This window comes from Leptothrix cholodnii SP-6, assembly GCF_000019785.1.
Classification (GTDB): domain Bacteria; phylum Pseudomonadota; class Gammaproteobacteria; order Burkholderiales; family Burkholderiaceae_C; genus Sphaerotilus; species Sphaerotilus cholodnii.
Genome location: NC_010524.1, coordinates 978801 through 993439, shown reverse-complemented (window position 1 = coordinate 993439; position 14639 = coordinate 978801). Strand labels below are relative to the sequence as shown.

Annotated in this window: 13 protein-coding genes and 1 pseudogene; 7 read left to right on the top strand and 7 right to left on the bottom strand. The window is 70.6% G+C overall.

What is annotated here, in order from left to right; translation table 11 throughout:
* Positions 1-130 precede the first annotated feature (130 nt).
* Entirely contained in the window at positions 131-1615 is a 1485-nt protein-coding gene (locus tag LCHO_RS04635; protein ID WP_012345962.1) for an aldehyde dehydrogenase family protein, read from the top strand.
* Between the two features lie 2 nt (positions 1616-1617).
* On the opposite strand, the gene LCHO_RS04630 is transcribed toward LCHO_RS04635, so the two are convergent.
* Both LCHO_RS04630 and LCHO_RS04625 read right to left on the bottom strand, forming a co-directional pair.
* Positions 1618-1872 carry a hypothetical protein gene (locus tag LCHO_RS04630; protein ID WP_012345961.1) on the bottom strand — a complete coding sequence of 85 codons (255 nt, stop codon included), beginning with the start codon at positions 1870-1872 and terminating at the stop codon, positions 1618-1620.
* Between the two features lie 41 nt (positions 1873-1913).
* A complete protein-coding gene (locus tag LCHO_RS04625; RefSeq protein WP_012345960.1) occupies positions 1914-2147 on the bottom strand; it encodes a hypothetical protein in 234 nt (77 codons plus the stop codon).
* 121 nt (positions 2148-2268) lie between these two features.
* On the opposite strand from LCHO_RS04625, the gene LCHO_RS04620 reads away from it, so the two are divergent.
* Positions 2269-3240 carry a LysR family transcriptional regulator gene (locus LCHO_RS04620; protein ID WP_012345959.1) on the top strand — a complete coding sequence of 324 codons (972 nt, stop codon included), beginning with the start codon at positions 2269-2271 and terminating at the stop codon, positions 3238-3240.
* Positions 3241-3283: 43 nt separating this feature from the next.
* Here LCHO_RS04620 and LCHO_RS04615 read toward each other — a convergent pair whose 3' ends face one another.
* Positions 3284-4480 carry an amino acid aminotransferase gene (locus LCHO_RS04615; protein ID WP_012345958.1) on the bottom strand — a complete coding sequence of 399 codons (1197 nt, stop codon included), beginning with the start codon at positions 4478-4480 and terminating at the stop codon, positions 3284-3286.
* A 260-nt stretch (positions 4481-4740) separates the two neighbouring features.
* Here LCHO_RS04615 and LCHO_RS04610 point away from each other — a divergent pair, with 260 nt between their 5' ends.
* On the top strand, positions 4741-5580 hold the full coding sequence (locus LCHO_RS04610; protein WP_012345957.1) for a response regulator transcription factor: 840 nt from the start codon (positions 4741-4743) through the stop codon (positions 5578-5580).
* An 18-nt stretch (positions 5581-5598) separates the two neighbouring features.
* On the opposite strand, the gene LCHO_RS04605 is transcribed toward LCHO_RS04610, so the two are convergent.
* Together LCHO_RS04605 and lplT are read right to left on the bottom strand one after the other, a co-directional pair.
* The gene (locus tag LCHO_RS04605) at positions 5599-6528 is read right to left on the bottom strand and encodes a DMT family transporter (protein ID WP_012345956.1); all 930 of its coding nucleotides are present in this window, start codon (positions 6526-6528) and stop codon (positions 5599-5601) included.
* Between the two features lie 12 nt (positions 6529-6540).
* Positions 6541-7815: pseudogene (gene lplT, locus LCHO_RS04600) on the bottom strand (lysophospholipid transporter LplT); the annotation flags it as partial.
* 210 nt (positions 7816-8025) lie between these two features.
* Between lplT and alr the strand changes: the two are divergent.
* Entirely contained in the window at positions 8026-9159 is a 1134-nt protein-coding gene (gene alr / locus LCHO_RS04595; protein ID WP_012345954.1) for an alanine racemase, read from the top strand.
* Positions 9160-9174: 15 nt separating this feature from the next.
* On the top strand, positions 9175-9585 hold the full coding sequence (gene arfB, locus LCHO_RS04590; protein ID WP_012345953.1) for an alternative ribosome rescue aminoacyl-tRNA hydrolase ArfB: 411 nt from the start codon (positions 9175-9177) through the stop codon (positions 9583-9585).
* Between the two features lie 21 nt (positions 9586-9606).
* On the opposite strand, the gene LCHO_RS04585 is transcribed toward arfB, so the two are convergent.
* Positions 9607-10236, bottom strand: coding sequence for a LysE family transporter (locus LCHO_RS04585; RefSeq protein WP_012345952.1), 630 nt, complete (start codon positions 10234-10236; stop codon positions 9607-9609).
* A gap of 79 nt (positions 10237-10315) precedes the next feature.
* Between LCHO_RS04585 and radA the strand changes: the two genes are divergently transcribed.
* Together radA and LCHO_RS04575 are read left to right on the top strand one after the other, a co-directional pair.
* Positions 10316-11686, top strand: coding sequence for a DNA repair protein RadA (radA, locus tag LCHO_RS04580; protein ID WP_012345951.1), 1371 nt, complete (start codon positions 10316-10318; stop codon positions 11684-11686).
* A gap of 85 nt (positions 11687-11771) precedes the next feature.
* Positions 11772-12194, top strand: a complete 423-nt coding sequence (locus LCHO_RS04575; RefSeq protein WP_012345950.1) for a hypothetical protein — start codon at positions 11772-11774, stop codon at positions 12192-12194.
* Here LCHO_RS04575 and LCHO_RS04570 read toward each other — a convergent pair.
* The gene (locus LCHO_RS04570) at positions 12183-14636 is read right to left on the bottom strand and encodes a response regulator (RefSeq protein ID WP_150105414.1); all 2454 of its coding nucleotides are present in this window, start codon (positions 14634-14636) and stop codon (positions 12183-12185) included. The genes LCHO_RS04575 and LCHO_RS04570 overlap by 12 nt on opposite strands.
* Positions 14637-14639 lie beyond the last annotated feature (3 nt).

The window sequence follows — 14639 nt, the reverse complement described above, 5'->3', positions numbered from 1 at the left end:
TCGGATACATGCCCGCCGCCGCCCGCCCGACTTGCCGCCGAGGCCGGCCCTATGATCGCCGCGAACCGGCGGTCGCCGAGTCGGGCAGCAGGGCGCCCGGCCTCGCGGCGGCAAGCATGAGGAGGAAGTCGTGGCTCCAGCACCGGCGCGAGAACTGCCATTCGATCCCAGCCTGATCTACGTCGACGGTCAGTGGCAAGCGGGGCACAGCACGCAGACCCTGGCCCTGTTCAATCCGTCCGACGGCAGTGAACTGGGCCGGATCGCACGCGGCGGCGCCAGCGACATCGATGCGGCCGTCCAGGCCGCACGGCGCGCGCTGCGGGCCGACGAGCCCGATGCCTGGGCACAGGCCAGCGCAGCCGAACGCGGCCGCTGCCTTCAGCGCATCGGCGCGCTGGTCCATGAACGCATCGACGAACTGGCCCGCCTCGAGGCACTCGACACCGGCAAGCCGCTCACGCAGGCCCGCACCGACGCGCTGGCACTGGCGCGCAGCCTGGAGTTCCACGCCGGCGCGGCCGACAAGATCAGCGGCCGGACGATGGCCTCGGCACCAGGCTGCACCACCTTCACCTTGCGCGAACCGATCGGCGTGGTCGGCCATCTGCTGCCCTCGAGCGACAGCCTGCCGATGCTCGGCCGCTCGGTGGGTGCCGCACTGGCGATGGGCAACGCCTGCATCGTCAAACCCGCCGAGCAGGCCTGCCTGAGCGCGCTCGCGTTTGCCCACATCGCGCACGAGGCGGGTCTGCCGGCTGGCGCGCTGAACGTGGTACCGGGTCTGGGCAGCGAAGCGGGCGCGGCGTTGGTGGCCCACCCCGGCGTGCAGCACGTGTCGTTTGCCGGCTCGCCGACCGTCGGGCGGCAGGTTCAGGTCAGCGCAGCCCAGCAGTCGAAACCGGTGTCGCTGATGCTGGACGGCAAGAGCCCGCAACTCCTGTTCGCCGATGCCGACCTCGATCTCGCCGTGCCGGCGCTGGTCAACGCGGGCATCCACAACGCCGGCCAGTGCGGCTGGACCGCCTCGCGCGTGCTGGTTCAGCAATCGGTCTACGTCGACGTGCTCGACCGCATGGCGCAGCGCTACCGCGCGCTGCGGGTCGGCCCGGCCCTGGCCGATCTCGACCTCGGGCCGGTCATCTCGGAGCACCGGCGCGACCAGATCGAGGGCTATCTGGCGTTCGCCCGGGAGAGCGGCCTCAACATCGTCGCCCAGGGCCGCATCGAGCGTGGCCGTGGCACGGCCGGCGGGCACTACGTCTGCCCCTCGCTGCTCTCGCCCGTGCACCCCGATCACCGGCTGGTGCAGGAAGAGATCCACGGCCCGGTGCAGGTGCTGGTGCCTTTCGAGGACGAGGCCCAGGCACTCGCCATCGGCAACGGCACCTTCGGCGGACAGCGCGCAAGCATCTGGACCCGCGATGGCGGACGGCAGCTTCGGCTGGCGCGGGCCCTGCGGTGCGGCCAGGTGCATGTCAACGATGGCGGACCGGGCGCCGGCATCGAACGGCCGCTGGGCGGCTTCGGCTCGTCAGGTCATGGCCACGAGCAGGGGCTGGAAGCGCTCTACACCTACTCGACGCTCAAGACCGTGGCGATCTCGCACGGCTGAACTCAGCCCTGGGTTTCGTGGCGGTTCGCCGCCGCGTAGAGGTCGGCAGCAAAACCCGGATCGGAGGCTTCGATGCTGCGCGCCATCTCCCGCACCGACTCGGCCTCTTCCGCACGGCTGTCGCGCTGGACTGCGCCGGATTTCCGGCTGAAATCGAACGCGTCGATCAGGCGCAGGAAGGCGGCAGCGGCCCAGCGCGCGCCACGCGGCGGACGCATGAAAAACGGGCTGGCGGCTTGAAAGGTCATCGAGGTCATCATGGACTCCTGAAATCGAAACGAAGGTCGCGGCCTGACGCTCAGGCCTGCTTCGCGTTGCGGCGGCAATCGGCGGCCAACCCGGCAAACCAGGCCGCACGTTCGGCGTCGATGCCGCGACGCTCGTCAGCCAGGCGCTGCAGCTCGGCGGCGGCACGCGCCTGGCCGACGCGCTCCATGCCACGCCAGACGGCGTGCAAAGCGCGACCCACCTGGAACCGCAGGCCGCCAGGAACCGGCAGGCCGGCGAGGTTCGGTGCAACAAAGGTGCTCATGTCCCACTTCCCAAAAGCGGAGAAATGTTTTCTCCATGACCGAACTTTAGGGTTTACACCTATGTCGGTCTACTGAATTCTGCTCAGTAGTGCTATTCATCCTGTTCATGAGACGAGCCCCGTGAACTTCCGTACCCTGGACCTGAACCTGCTGCGCGTGTTTGATGCGGTCATGACCGAAGGCAGCCTGACCCGTGCGGCGCAGACCCTTGCGCTGACGCAGCCGGCGGTGAGCCACGCCTTGCGTCGCCTGCGCGCGGCCGCCGGTGCCGAGCTGCTGGTGCGCACCGCGCACGGCATGCGCCCCACCGCCGAGGGCGAGGCACTGTGGCCGCGGGTGCGCGAAGCGCTCGGTCTGCTCGAACAGGCGCTCGCGCCGGGCGAGTTCCTGCCGCGCGAGCAGGCGGCCACCTTCCGGCTGGCGATGGCCGACGCCACCGCGGCGATCATCGTGCCGGCCTTGGTGGCAGCGATCGAGCAGGCCCGGGCGCTCGCCAACCTGCGGCTGCTGCCGCTGACCACACGCGACCCCCACCGCCTGATCGAACAGGGCGAGGCCGATGTCGCGATCGGCTACTTTCCGGCCGCGGTGACGGCGCTGGTGGCCGAGGGCAGCCAGGCACTGCTGCGCCACCAGCTGCTCTACGACACCGAATACGTCTGCGTGATGCGGCGCGGCCACCCGCTGGCCAAGGTGCCGCTGACGCTCGACACCTTCTGCGACGCCCACCACCTGCTGGTGAGCTTCTCGGGCCGGGCGCACGGTTTTGTCGACGAGGCGCTGAACGCGCTCGGCCGCCAGCGGCGCATCGTGCTGACCGTCAACCAGTTCTTCACTGCCGGGCGGGTGGTGACACGCTCGGACCTGCTGACGGTGCTGCCGGCGTCATTCATCGAATCCACCGGCTACCGGCGCGAACTGGTGACGCGACGCCTGCCGATGGACATGGGCCGGGTGCAGGTCGAGATGCTGTGGCACCGCCGGCGCGAACGCGAGCCGTCGCACCGCTGGCTGCACGCCCTGATCGATCAGGCCGTGAGCCAGGAATTCGGTGCCGGCACCGCCCCGGAGGCGGCGGCCACCGACACCTGAACGGCCGTCCCCGCCGTCTGCCTTGCGAGCGCTGGCTGCGGACTCAGCGGGCGAGCACCGCGGCGATCGCCGTCGCCGTGGCCTCGACGTTGCCCGAGTTCAGGCCGGCCACGCACATGCGCCCCGAGCGCACCAGGTACACGGCGTGCACCTCGCGCAGTTCGTCGACCTGCTCGGCGCTCAGGCCGGTGTAGCTGAACATGCCGCGCTGGCTCAGGAAATAGCCGAAGTCACGCCCGGGCAGCTTGGCGCTCAGCACCGCGTGCAGGCGCTCGCGCATCGCCTTGATGCGCTGGCGCATCGCGCTGAGCTCGTCGTTCCAGGTCTGGTGCAGAGCCGGCGTGCCGAGCACGCGCGCGACGATCTGCGAGCCGTGCGTGGGCGGGCTGGAGTAGTTCTTGCGCACGGCGGTCTGCAGCTGGCCGAGCACCAGGCCGGCCTCGGCCGCGGTCGGGCAGACCACGCTGAGCCCGCCGACGCGTTCGCCGTAGAGCGAGAAGCTCTTCGAGAAGCTGTTGGCGACGAAGAACGCGATGCCGGCGTCGGCCAGCGCGCGCACCGCGAAGGCATCCTCGACCACGCCGTCACCGAAGCCCTGGTAGGCGATGTCGACGTAGGGCAGCAGCTCGCGCTCGGCCAGCAGGGGGATCAGCGTTCGCCACTGCGCCGGGCTCAGGTCGACACCGGTCGGGTTGTGGCAGCAGGCGTGCAGCAGCACGATGCTGTGGCGCGGCAGGCCGCGCAGCGTCTCGAGCATGGCGTCGAAACGCAGGCCGCCGGTGGCCGGGTCGTAGTACGGATAGGTGTGCACCGCGAAGCCGGCGCCCTCGAACATGGCGCGGTGGTTGTCCCAGGTCGGATCGCTGACCCAGACCGCCGAGCCCGGGAAATACTTCTTGAGGAAGTCGCCGCCCACCTTCAGGCCACCCGAGCCGCCGAGCGTCTGGATGGTGGCGATGCGGCCGCTGCGCACGGCTTCGTGGTCGGCGCCGAACAGCAGGTGCTGGACCTGCTCGCGGTAGTTGCCCGCGCCCACCATCGGCAGATAGGGCTTGGGGCCGATCGCCTGCAGCATCTGCGTCTCGGCCTCGCGCACCGCCTGCATCACCGGCAGGCGGCCGGCGTCGTCGAAGTAGATGCCGATCGACAGGTTGATCTTGCCCGCGCGAGTGTCCTTCTGGAAGTTCTCGTTGAGCGTCAGGATGGGGTCGCCGGCATAGGCATCGACGTGTTCGAACATGGACAGACTCCGGTGCGCCGCACCGCCTGTGCGGCAGCGGCAGGGGCATTTGGGGGGACCGGATTATCGGCGGCGCACAGGAGGGCCGCAGCGCCCATCTCAATCTGATAAACGGCGCAACCGCGCGGCGCCATCGAGGCCCAAGCCACCCGGATGCGGGTGCTCGACACGACACGGTCACCGTTGACCTTGACGTCGAGCAGGGCCGCCCAAAGAATCCACGGGGTTTCCGTCTGTAACAATCGTTTCTGGGGCTCTTTATGCACTCCGCCCACCGGGTGGTCTTCGTCGGTTTCTCGAGCTTCGAGCGCAGCACGCTCGAGAGCTACTTCCGACTGGCCGGCGCCCACGACCGGGGTTACGAGGTCATCCCCAACCTGCACGACAGCGACCTGGTGGTGGCCGACGCCGACCAGCCCGAGGCGGTGCTGGCGGTCGGCCGCGCCGGCCGGGTGCGCGACGCCATCTTCATCGGCGGCGCGGCCGCACCGATGAGCGCGGCGGCCCACCTGGCGCGCCCGATCGACGCCATCCAGGTCATGCGCGCGCTCAACGCGATGGCACAGCGCCGCCCGGCGCGCCCGAGCGGGCGGGCCCGCCAGCAGGATGTCGACGCCCACCAGCGGGTCGGCGACTTCCACAACAGCAGCGTCTACAGCAACTCGGTGCTGATCGAGGGCGAATCACGCCTCGACGAGGTGCTGGTCGTCAGCGCCAGCCCGGCCGAGCGGCGCGTGCTGCACGACCTGCTGAGCCGCTACGGCTACGGCGTGACGCTGGCGCGCAGCACCGACGAGGCGGTGCGCATGTGCGACGAGCAGTGTTACGGCTTCGTCTTCCTCGGCCTCGGCCAGGACGGCATCGACGGCTTCCAGGCCTGCCGGCGCATCAAGCGCCGGCCCACGCTGACGGGGCTCGCACCGGTGATCGTGGCGCTGGCGCACCGGGCCGGCGCGATCGACCGCATCCGCGCCACGTTTGCAGGCTGCGACGCCTACCTGACCACGCCGCTCGACGAGGCCGAGTTGCTGCGGGTGCTGGCCCAGCACGACCGCACCTTCGAGCGGGTGTTCGAGCCGACCGCGCCGATCCAGCACTGACGGCGGCGATACCGCCCGTCAGGCGTGCTGCCAGGCCGCGAGCAGCGTGGCGCCCAGGATCAGCGCCCCGCCGACCAGCAGCATCGGCGTCATCACCTCGCCAGCCCACCAGGCGGCCGAGACCGCCGCGAACAGGATCTCGCTGGGCATCACGACCGAGGTGACATTGGCCGGCAGGCGGGTGGCGCCGTATTGCAGCGCCAGGTTGGCGAACAGGAAAGCCACCGCCAGGCCGAGCGCCGGCAGCACCCAGCTCGCCGCGGGCATCGGCGGCCAGTCGATCCGGCTGAGCGCCATGACGCCGACGTCCGCCGCACCCAGCGTGGCGACCAGCAGAGACACCAGCGTGCCGCCGACGAACATCGCCAGCGCCCGCCCCTCGTCGGGGTGATGGGCGGCGCGGCGCAGCATCACGTTGTTGAGCGCGAAGAAGAAGCCGCCGCCGATCGCCAGCACGTCGGCCAGCAAGGGCATCGAGACGGCCCGTGCCGCGCCGTCGGCCGACTCGGCGGCATGGGACGAGGTCAGCACCAGCACCGCGCCGCCCAGCGCCATCGCCACCCGCAGCCAGACGGCCGCATCGGCGTGTTCACCGAGCAGCCAGCGCGCCAGCAGCAGCGTCCACAGCGGCGTCAGATAGAACAGCAGCACGACCCGGGCGACATCGCCCACCGTCACGCCCCAGTTGAAGCCGAGGTTGGTGCAGCCCGACGCCAGCATGATCAGCCACAGCGCCGGCGATCGCGCCAGCTGGCCCCAGGCCCGCGGCCGCCACAGGCCGACCACCAGCGCGGCGGCGCCGTAGATCAGCACCGTGCTCCACAGCGAATGCAGGCCGGCCGCCTGCAGCTCGCGAAACGGCCACCATGACAGGCCCCAGGTCAGCGCATTGAACAGCAGCGCCAGCACGGCCAGGCCGCTGCCCGGCAGAAGGCGACTCGACGACATGCCCGGCCGCGCTCAGTGGCCGTCGCTGCGCGCCAGACCGAGCAGGCGCTCGACCTCGTCGGCATGCTGCTGCACGTTGCGGTCGTGCCAGCGCGCGATCAGCCACATCGTCGACGCCACCAGCAGGCCGAAGATCGTGATCGCGCCGAACGCCGACAGGCCCACGCGGGTCAGGCCGGTGTAGAAGGCGCCCAGCGCCAGGATGCAGGCCTGCTCGTTGAAGTTCTGCACCGCGATCGAACGGCCGGCGCCCATCAGGTTGTGGCCGCGGTGCTGCAGCAGCGCATTCATCGGCACCACCAGGAAACCGCCCAGCCCGCCGAGCACGATCAGGAACGGCACCGCCACCCAGACGTTGCCGATGAAGTTCATGAACACCACCAGCACGCCCATCGCGACGCCCAGCGGGATGACCCGCGTGGCCTGGTCGAGCCGCATCGCCACCGACGCCACCACCGCGCCCACCGCGGTGCCGATCGCGACCACGCCCACCAGCGCCGACGCCTCGGTGGTCGAATAGCTCAGCGCCGCCGCCGCCCAGGCCAGCACGATGTAGCGCAGGTTGCCCGACACGCCCCAGAACAGCGTGGTCGTCGCCAGCGAGATCTGGCCGAGCTTGTCGTTCCACAGGCGCGCGTTGCACTCGGAGAAATCTCGCACCAGCGCCAGCGGGTGGGTCGGCAGCTCCTGCAGCTCGGTGTCGGTGCGCGGGATGAACAGGTTGAAGATCGCCGCGGCGATGTACAGGCTGACGAGCGACAGGATCGCCGCCTCCGGCGCGGTGTCGATGCCGGTGTCGATGAACGGGAAGTCCAGCCCCAGCAACCACGGCGAGACGTGCGGCCCGACCAGCTGGCCACCGAGCAGCACGCCCAGGATGATCGAGCCGATCGTCAGGCCCTCGATCCAGCCGTTGGCCTTGACCAGCTGCGAGGGCGGCAGCAGCTCGGTCAGGATGCCGTACTTGGCCGGCGAATAGGCCGCGGCACCGAGCCCGACGATCGCGTAGGCCGCCAGCGGATGGGTGCCCAACAGCATCATCAGGCAGCCGACCACCTTGATGGTGTTCGAGACGAACATCACCTTGCCCTTGGGCACGGCGTCGGCAAAGGCGCCGACGAAGGGCGCCAGCACCACGTAGAACAGCGCGAACATCGGCACCAGCGCGGCACGCTGCCATTCGCCGGCGCCCGATGTGCGAAGCAGTTCGACGGCAGCGACGAAGAGCGCGTTGTCTGCCAGCGAGCTGCAGAACTGCGCTGACATGATCGTGTGAAAGCCTTTTTTTCATCCGGCGCAAAGTGGGGCAAACCTGGGTAACTTGAGAGTCCGATGCCTCGCACCAGCGCCTGATTTCATTGATGGCCACGATGGACGCGGCGGGGTTATAGCATGCCGTTCGCGCGCCGCCAGTGGCGCAAGCACTCACCCCGAAGTGTCCGCAAGCGAGCATCCGGTGCGCCGGACCGGCCCGGACCGGCTGGCAGAATCACCGCCATGCCGCGCCCGATCGAAGCCCTGATCCACCCGGATGCCCTCGCCCACAACCTGCTGCAGGCGCGCCGACACGCCGGTGACGCCAAGCTGTGGGCCGTCATCAAGGCCAATGCCTACGGGCATGGCATCGAGCGCGTCTGGCCCGCGCTGCTCGGTGCCGACGGCCTGGCGATGCTCGATCTCGACGAGGCCCAGCGCGTGCGCAACCTCGGCTGGCGCGGCCCGGTGCTGCTGCTCGAAGGCTGTTTCGAGGCGCGCGACCTCGAACTGTGCTCGCGCCTGAACCTGTGGCACGTGGTGCACCACGACGACCAGATCGGCTGGCTGGCCGCGCACAAGACCCACCAGCCGCACCGCGTGTTCCTGAAGATGAACAGCGGCATGAACCGGCTCGGCTTCACGCCGCAGGCCTTGCGCAGCGCCTGGGTGCGGCTGAACGCGCTGCCGCAGGTCGACGAGATCTCGCTGATGACGCACTTCTCGGACGCCGACTCGCCGCGCCCGGGCGCCGACGGCATCGCTGCCCAGGTGGCGCGTTTCGTCGAGGCCACGCACGACCTGCCGGGCGAACGCAGCCTGAGCAACAGCGCGGCGATCCTGCGCCACTGCGAACGCGCCGAGGTGCGCGCCGACTGGGTGCGCAGCGGCATCCTGAGCTACGGCAGCTCGCCCGACCACCCGCAGCACGACATCGGGCACTGGAACCTGCGCCCGGCCATGACGCTGCGCAGCCGCCTGATCGCCACCCAGCAACTGCAGGCCGGCGACAGCGTCGGCTACGGCAGCCGGTTCGTGGCGCAGCAGCCGATGCGCATCGGCATCGTCGCCTGCGGTTATGCCGACGGCTACCCGCGCCACGCGCCCGGTGACACCGGCAACGCCACGCCGGTGCTGGTCGACGGCTTGCGCACGCACACCGTCGGCCGCGTCTCGATGGACATGCTGGCGGTCGACCTGAGCGAGCTGCCGGCGGCCGGCGTCGGCAGCGAAGTCACGCTCTGGGGCCACGGCCCGCACGGCAGCCTGCTGCCGATCGACGCGGTGGCGCAGGCCGCCGGCACGATCGGCTACGAACTGATGTGCGCGCTGGCCCAGCGCGTGCCCACCCATGTGCAAGACCTCGAGCCGCGCTGAAGCCGGGCCCCCGCCATGAAGCCGCTGCAGGTGCTGCCCGGCGAAGTGCACTGCACGGCGATCCGCGCACAGGGTGCCGGCGGGCAGAACGTGAACAAGGTGTCGAACGCGGTGCACCTGCGTTACGACATCCACGCTTCGAGCCTGCCCGACGAGGTCAAGGAGCGCCTGCTCGCCCTGCCCGACCACCGCATCACGCGCGACGGCGTGGTGGTGATCAAGGCGCAGGAAAGCCGCAGCCTCGAGGCCAACCGCGAACACGCGCTGGCGCGGCTGCAGACGATGATCGATCAGGCCGCCAGCGTACCGACGCTGCGCAAGCCCACCCGCGCCACCGCCGGCTCGCAGCGGCGCCGGCTGGCGGGCAAGAACCTGCGCGGCCAGGTCAAGGCGCTGCGCGGACGGGTCGGCCGCGACGCCGACTGAAGCCGCACGGCGCGCGCGGCCTCAGGCGGCGCGCTTGAAGGTCGCCAGCAGCAGCCCGACGGTCACGAACAGCGAGCCGAAACCGCGGTTCAGCCAGGTGATCTGGCGTGGCGTGCGCAGCAGCCGCAGCAGCCGCGCCGCCAGCACGGTGTAGCCGGCCATCACCACCAGGTCGGTGAAACCGAGCGTCGCGGCGATCACCAGGTACTGCGGCCCGAGCGCCTGGTGCATGTCGAGGAACTGCGGCACCACCGCCAGCAGGAACACCGTGCCCTTCGGGTTCGAGGTGTTGACCAGCCAGCCGCGCAGCACCATCGCGCGACGGGTTTCGGTGCGGCCCGGGGCGTCGGCTGCCACCATCGGCACGGCCGGGGCGCGCCACTGCTTGACGCCCAGATAGATCAGGTAGAACACGCCCAGCCACTTGACGGCGGTGAAGGCGTGGCTCGAGGTGGCGATCAGCGCGCCCAGCCCGAGCCCGACCACCAGCACCTGCGTCCAGATGCCCAGCACCAGCCCGAAGGTGGTGAAGTAGCCGCGCGCAAAGCCGTGGTTGAGCCCCGCGCTCATCGCCGCGATCGCGCCCGCACCGGGCGACAGGCTGATGGCCCAGGAGGCGGCAAAGAAGGCGAGCCAGACAGACAGATCCATGGGTTTCTCCGGACAGACGCGGGTTGTAGCACGCCGGGCGGCCGGGTGCTGCCGCGACCGGGTGTTCCACAATCGCCCGATGGCACGCGACAACAAGACGATCTACACCTGCCGCGAATGCGGCGGCACCAGCGCCAAGTGGCTGGGCAAATGCCCGCACTGCAACGCCTGGAACACGCTCGAAGAAGGTGTCGCCGAGCCGGCCGCCGGCACCGCCAAGAACCGCTTCCAGGGCCTGACGCGCAGCCAGCCCGTCGCCACGCTGGGCGACATCCAGGCGGCCGAGGTCTCGCGCACGCCCACCGGGCTGGAAGAACTCGACCGCGTGCTCGGCGGTGGCATCGTCGAAGGTGGCGTGGTGCTGATCGGCGGCGACCCCGGCATCGGCAAGAGCACGCTGCTGCTGCAGGCGGCCGAGGCGCTGTCGGCGCAGATGAAGGTGCTGTACGTGACCGGCGAGGAGTCCGCCGCCCAGCTCGCGCTGCGCGCCCACCGGCTCGGCCTGAGCGGGAAAAACCTGCGCGTGCTGGCCGAGATCGGGCTCGAGAAGATCCTCGCCACGCTCGAGGCCGAGCAGCCGGCCTTCTGCGTCATCGACTCGATCCAGACGCTCTACTCCGACCAGCTCAGCGCCGCGCCCGGCTCGGTGTCGCAGGTGCGCGAGTGCGCCTCGCACCTCACGCGCAGCGCCAAGGCGAGCGGCTGCACCGTCGTGCTGGTCGGCCACGTGACCAAGGAAGGCGCCATCGCCGGCCCGCGCGTGCTCGAACACATCGTCGACACGGTGCTGTATTTCGAGGGCGACACGCACAGCAGCTTCCGCCTGGTGCGCGCGATCAAGAACCGCTTCGGCGCGGTCAACGAGATCGGCGTGTTCGCGATGACCGAACGTGGCCTCAAGGGCGTGGCCAACCCGAGCGCGATCTTCCTGTCGACCCACGGCGAGCCGGTGCCGGGCGCCTGCGTGCTGGTGACGCTCGAAGGCACGCGGCCGATGCTGGTCGAGATCCAGGCGCTGGTCGACAACGGCGGCCCGAGCCCGCGCCGGCTGAGCGTCGGCCTGGATCGCGACCGGCTGGCGATGCTGCTGGCGGTGCTGCACCGCCATGCCGGCGTGGCCTGCGCGGATCAGGACGTGTTCGTCAACGCGGTCGGCGGCGTGCGCATCAGCGAGCCGGCGGCCGACCTGGCGGTGCTGCTGGCGATCCAGAGCTCGCTGCGCGGGCGGGCCCTGCCGCGCGGATTCATCGCCTTCGGCGAGGTCGGTCTGGCCGGCGAGGTGCGGCCCGCGCCGCGCGGCCAGGAGCGGCTGAAAGAGGCGGCCAAGCTCGGCTTTTCGGTCGCGGTGGTGCCCAAGGCGAACGCGCCGAAGAAGCCGATCGAGGGCCTGACGGTGCATGCGGTCGAGCGCATCGAGGAGGCGATCTCGCTGACCCGCTCGCTGACCTGAGCCCGGCTGAGCCCGGTCGGACGGCGCCGGCCCGTACGCAGCTCCCCGCATCGGCCGGGGCACCGGCCGGCTCTAAGATCCACACATGAATGGACGTTTCAAGACCCCGATCAACGGCCTGCTGGTCGGCTCGGCCGTGGTGGTGGGGTGGTGGACCTACGGCTGGCCCGGCCTGGCGCTGGCGCTGACGCTGATCGCCTTCTGGCTGATCCTGCAGTTCAACCGCGCCACCCGCGTGATGCACAACGCGGCCCAACGGCCCGTCGGGCAGATCGACAGCGTGGTGATGACGCAGTCGCGCCTCGAACCCGGCATGACGATGCTCGAGGTGCTGCCGATCACCGGCAGCCTGGGCATCAAGCGCAACAACCGCGACGAATGGCTGTGGAGCGACGCCGCCGGCAACGATCTGGTGCTGATCTTCCGGCGCGACGTGCTGGTGCGCTGGGAGGTGGCGCGGGCGCCCGATGAAGCCGACGAGCCGGGCCGCGATCCGTCAGCCGGCTAACAGGCCTAGCCGCGTGCACAGCGCGCGGGTCAGGTCCAGCTCCTCGGCCAGGCGCAGCGCGTAGTCGCGGCTGCGGGCTTCGTCCGGTTCGGCCTCGGCCTGCTCGATCTCTCGCGCGGTGGCCGACAGCAGGCGCAGGCCCAGGTTGGCCGCGGCACCCTTGAGCTTGTGGGCGGCCGCCTTGAACCGGGCGACGTCATGGCTTTCGAGCACCTCGATCAGCTCGGCGATGGTGCGCGACTCGTCGGCCAGGAAGCCGCTCAGCAGCGAGCCGTAGCCCACCATCGAGACCGCCAGGCAGACTTCGCCGATGGCCTCGAGATCGAGCACGCGCGAGGCGTCGCCACGCTTGAAGCGGCGCCGCGGTGCGGGTGGCGCGGACACCTCGGGCGCCAGGGTCGCGACAGCGGGCTGCGACGGCGCGACGACCACGGCGGGCTCGGGCGGTGGCGCCCAGTCGGCCGGCGGCACCGCCGGCTCGAAGACCGCACGCGCGCCGAAGTTGCGGCGCAGCATCTCCTCGACGTCCTGCATCTGCACCGGCTTGGCCAGGAAATCGTCCATGCCGGCGTCGATGACACGCTGGCGCGATTCGCTGAAGGCATCGGCGGTGAGCGCCACGATCTTGACCTGCGCGGCCGCGCCGTCGAGCGCACGGATGGCGCGGGTGGCGGCCAGCCCGTCCATCACGGGCATGTGCACGTCCATCAGGATCAGGTCGAAGGTGTGCTCATGCAGCGCTTCGAGCGCCTCGGCACCGTTCTCGCGCAGGTGCACCTGATGGCCGAGCTGCTGCAGCAGCGCCTGCATGAACTTGCGGTTGACGGGGTGGTCGTCGGTCACGAGCACCCGCAGCGGCGCGCCACCGGCGGGGTCGGCCGACTGGCCGTCGGCCGCCGGGGTGACGCCGCCCGGCACCGGCCGCACGACCGGGGCGGTGTCCTCGGCCGGCGGCGCATCGATGCGCTCGAACGGCAGCAGCACGGTGAAGACGCTGCCACGGCCGGCTTCGCTGCGCACGGTGATGTCGCCGCCCATGCGGCGCGCCAGCGTGCGCGAGATCTCCAGACCCAGGCCGGTGCCGCCGAAGCGGCGGTTGATGGTTTCGTCGCCCTGGCTGAAACGCTGGAACAGCCGCGCCAGCGTCAGCGCATCCATGCCGATGCCGGTGTCGGTGACCGCGAAGCGCAGCCATGCGGTCGCGGCCGGCACGGCCTCGGCCGCGCCGGGCGCCGCGCTCGCCGTGGCCGGTGCCGGCACGCAATCGACGTGCACGCTGACCTCGCCGTTCTCGGTGAACTTCAAGGCGTTGCCGACCAGGTTGAACAGCACCTGCTTGAGCCGCTTGGCATCGGCACGGATCCACACCGGCACGTCGTCGGCCACCGTGACGCTCCAGCGCAGGTGCTTGGCCTGCGCCTGCGGGCTCATCACCGAGCGCACGTCGCCGAGCACGCGGATCAGCGAGGTCCGCTCGGGCGTGATCTCGAGCCGGCCCGACTCGAGCTTGGAGATGTCGAGCACGTCGTTGAGGATGGCCAGCAGGTGCTCGCCGGATTCGCGCGCGGTCTGCAGGTAGTCGGCCTGGCGGGCATCGAGCGGCGAGCGCTGCAGCAGCGACAGCATGCCCAGCAGGCCGTTGAACGGCGTGCGCAGCTCGTGGCTCATGTTGGCCAGGAAGGCGCTCTTGGCGCGGCTGGCCTGCTCGGCCTCGATGCGCGCCTCCTGCAGGTTGGCGGCCAGCGCCTCGAGGTGGGTGCGGCGCTGCTGCAGGGCCCGCACCTGGCGCACCACCACCACCGCGAACAGCAGCGTCAGCAGCGACTGGAAGATCGTCAGCCCGATCGCGATGCCGTTCTGCCGCCGCACCGCCTCGTTGCGCAGCGCCACCTGGTCGGCGATGTCGCGGTTGGCCTGCAGGGCCAGCTCGTGGATCTCGACCGACAGCGGCGCCATGCCGTCGGCGAACTGGCGCCAGAAGCCGGGGTCCATCGGCGGCGTCGCGTCCGGGCCGATGAGCTGGTCGGTGCGTTCGACGAAGGCGTGCACACGGGCGATCACGTCGCGCTGGGCCGGCAGCAGCACCGACAGCGACTCGGTGCGCTCGGGCTCGACCAGGCTGATGCGGCTGACGAACACCTCGTAGCGGGCCTGCAGCGCGGCCACCGCCTCGGGGGTGGTCTCGTGGTCGAGCTCGCGCGCGGCCAGGCGCACCTTCTCGTATTCGCTTTCGAGCTGGTAGAAGCTCCAGACCAGGTTGTCGCCCTGGTATTGCACGGTCGCGTTGAGCAGCGAGATCGACTGCCACTGCACCCAGCCGACGCCCGCGAAGACGCCGAGCAGCACCAGCGCCAGCAGCGACAGCCAGCGGCCCAGGCCGGCCGTGCGCCCGACCCCGGATGGCGTCGACGACAGCGGCAGATCGGCCGACGGGCTGTCCACGAC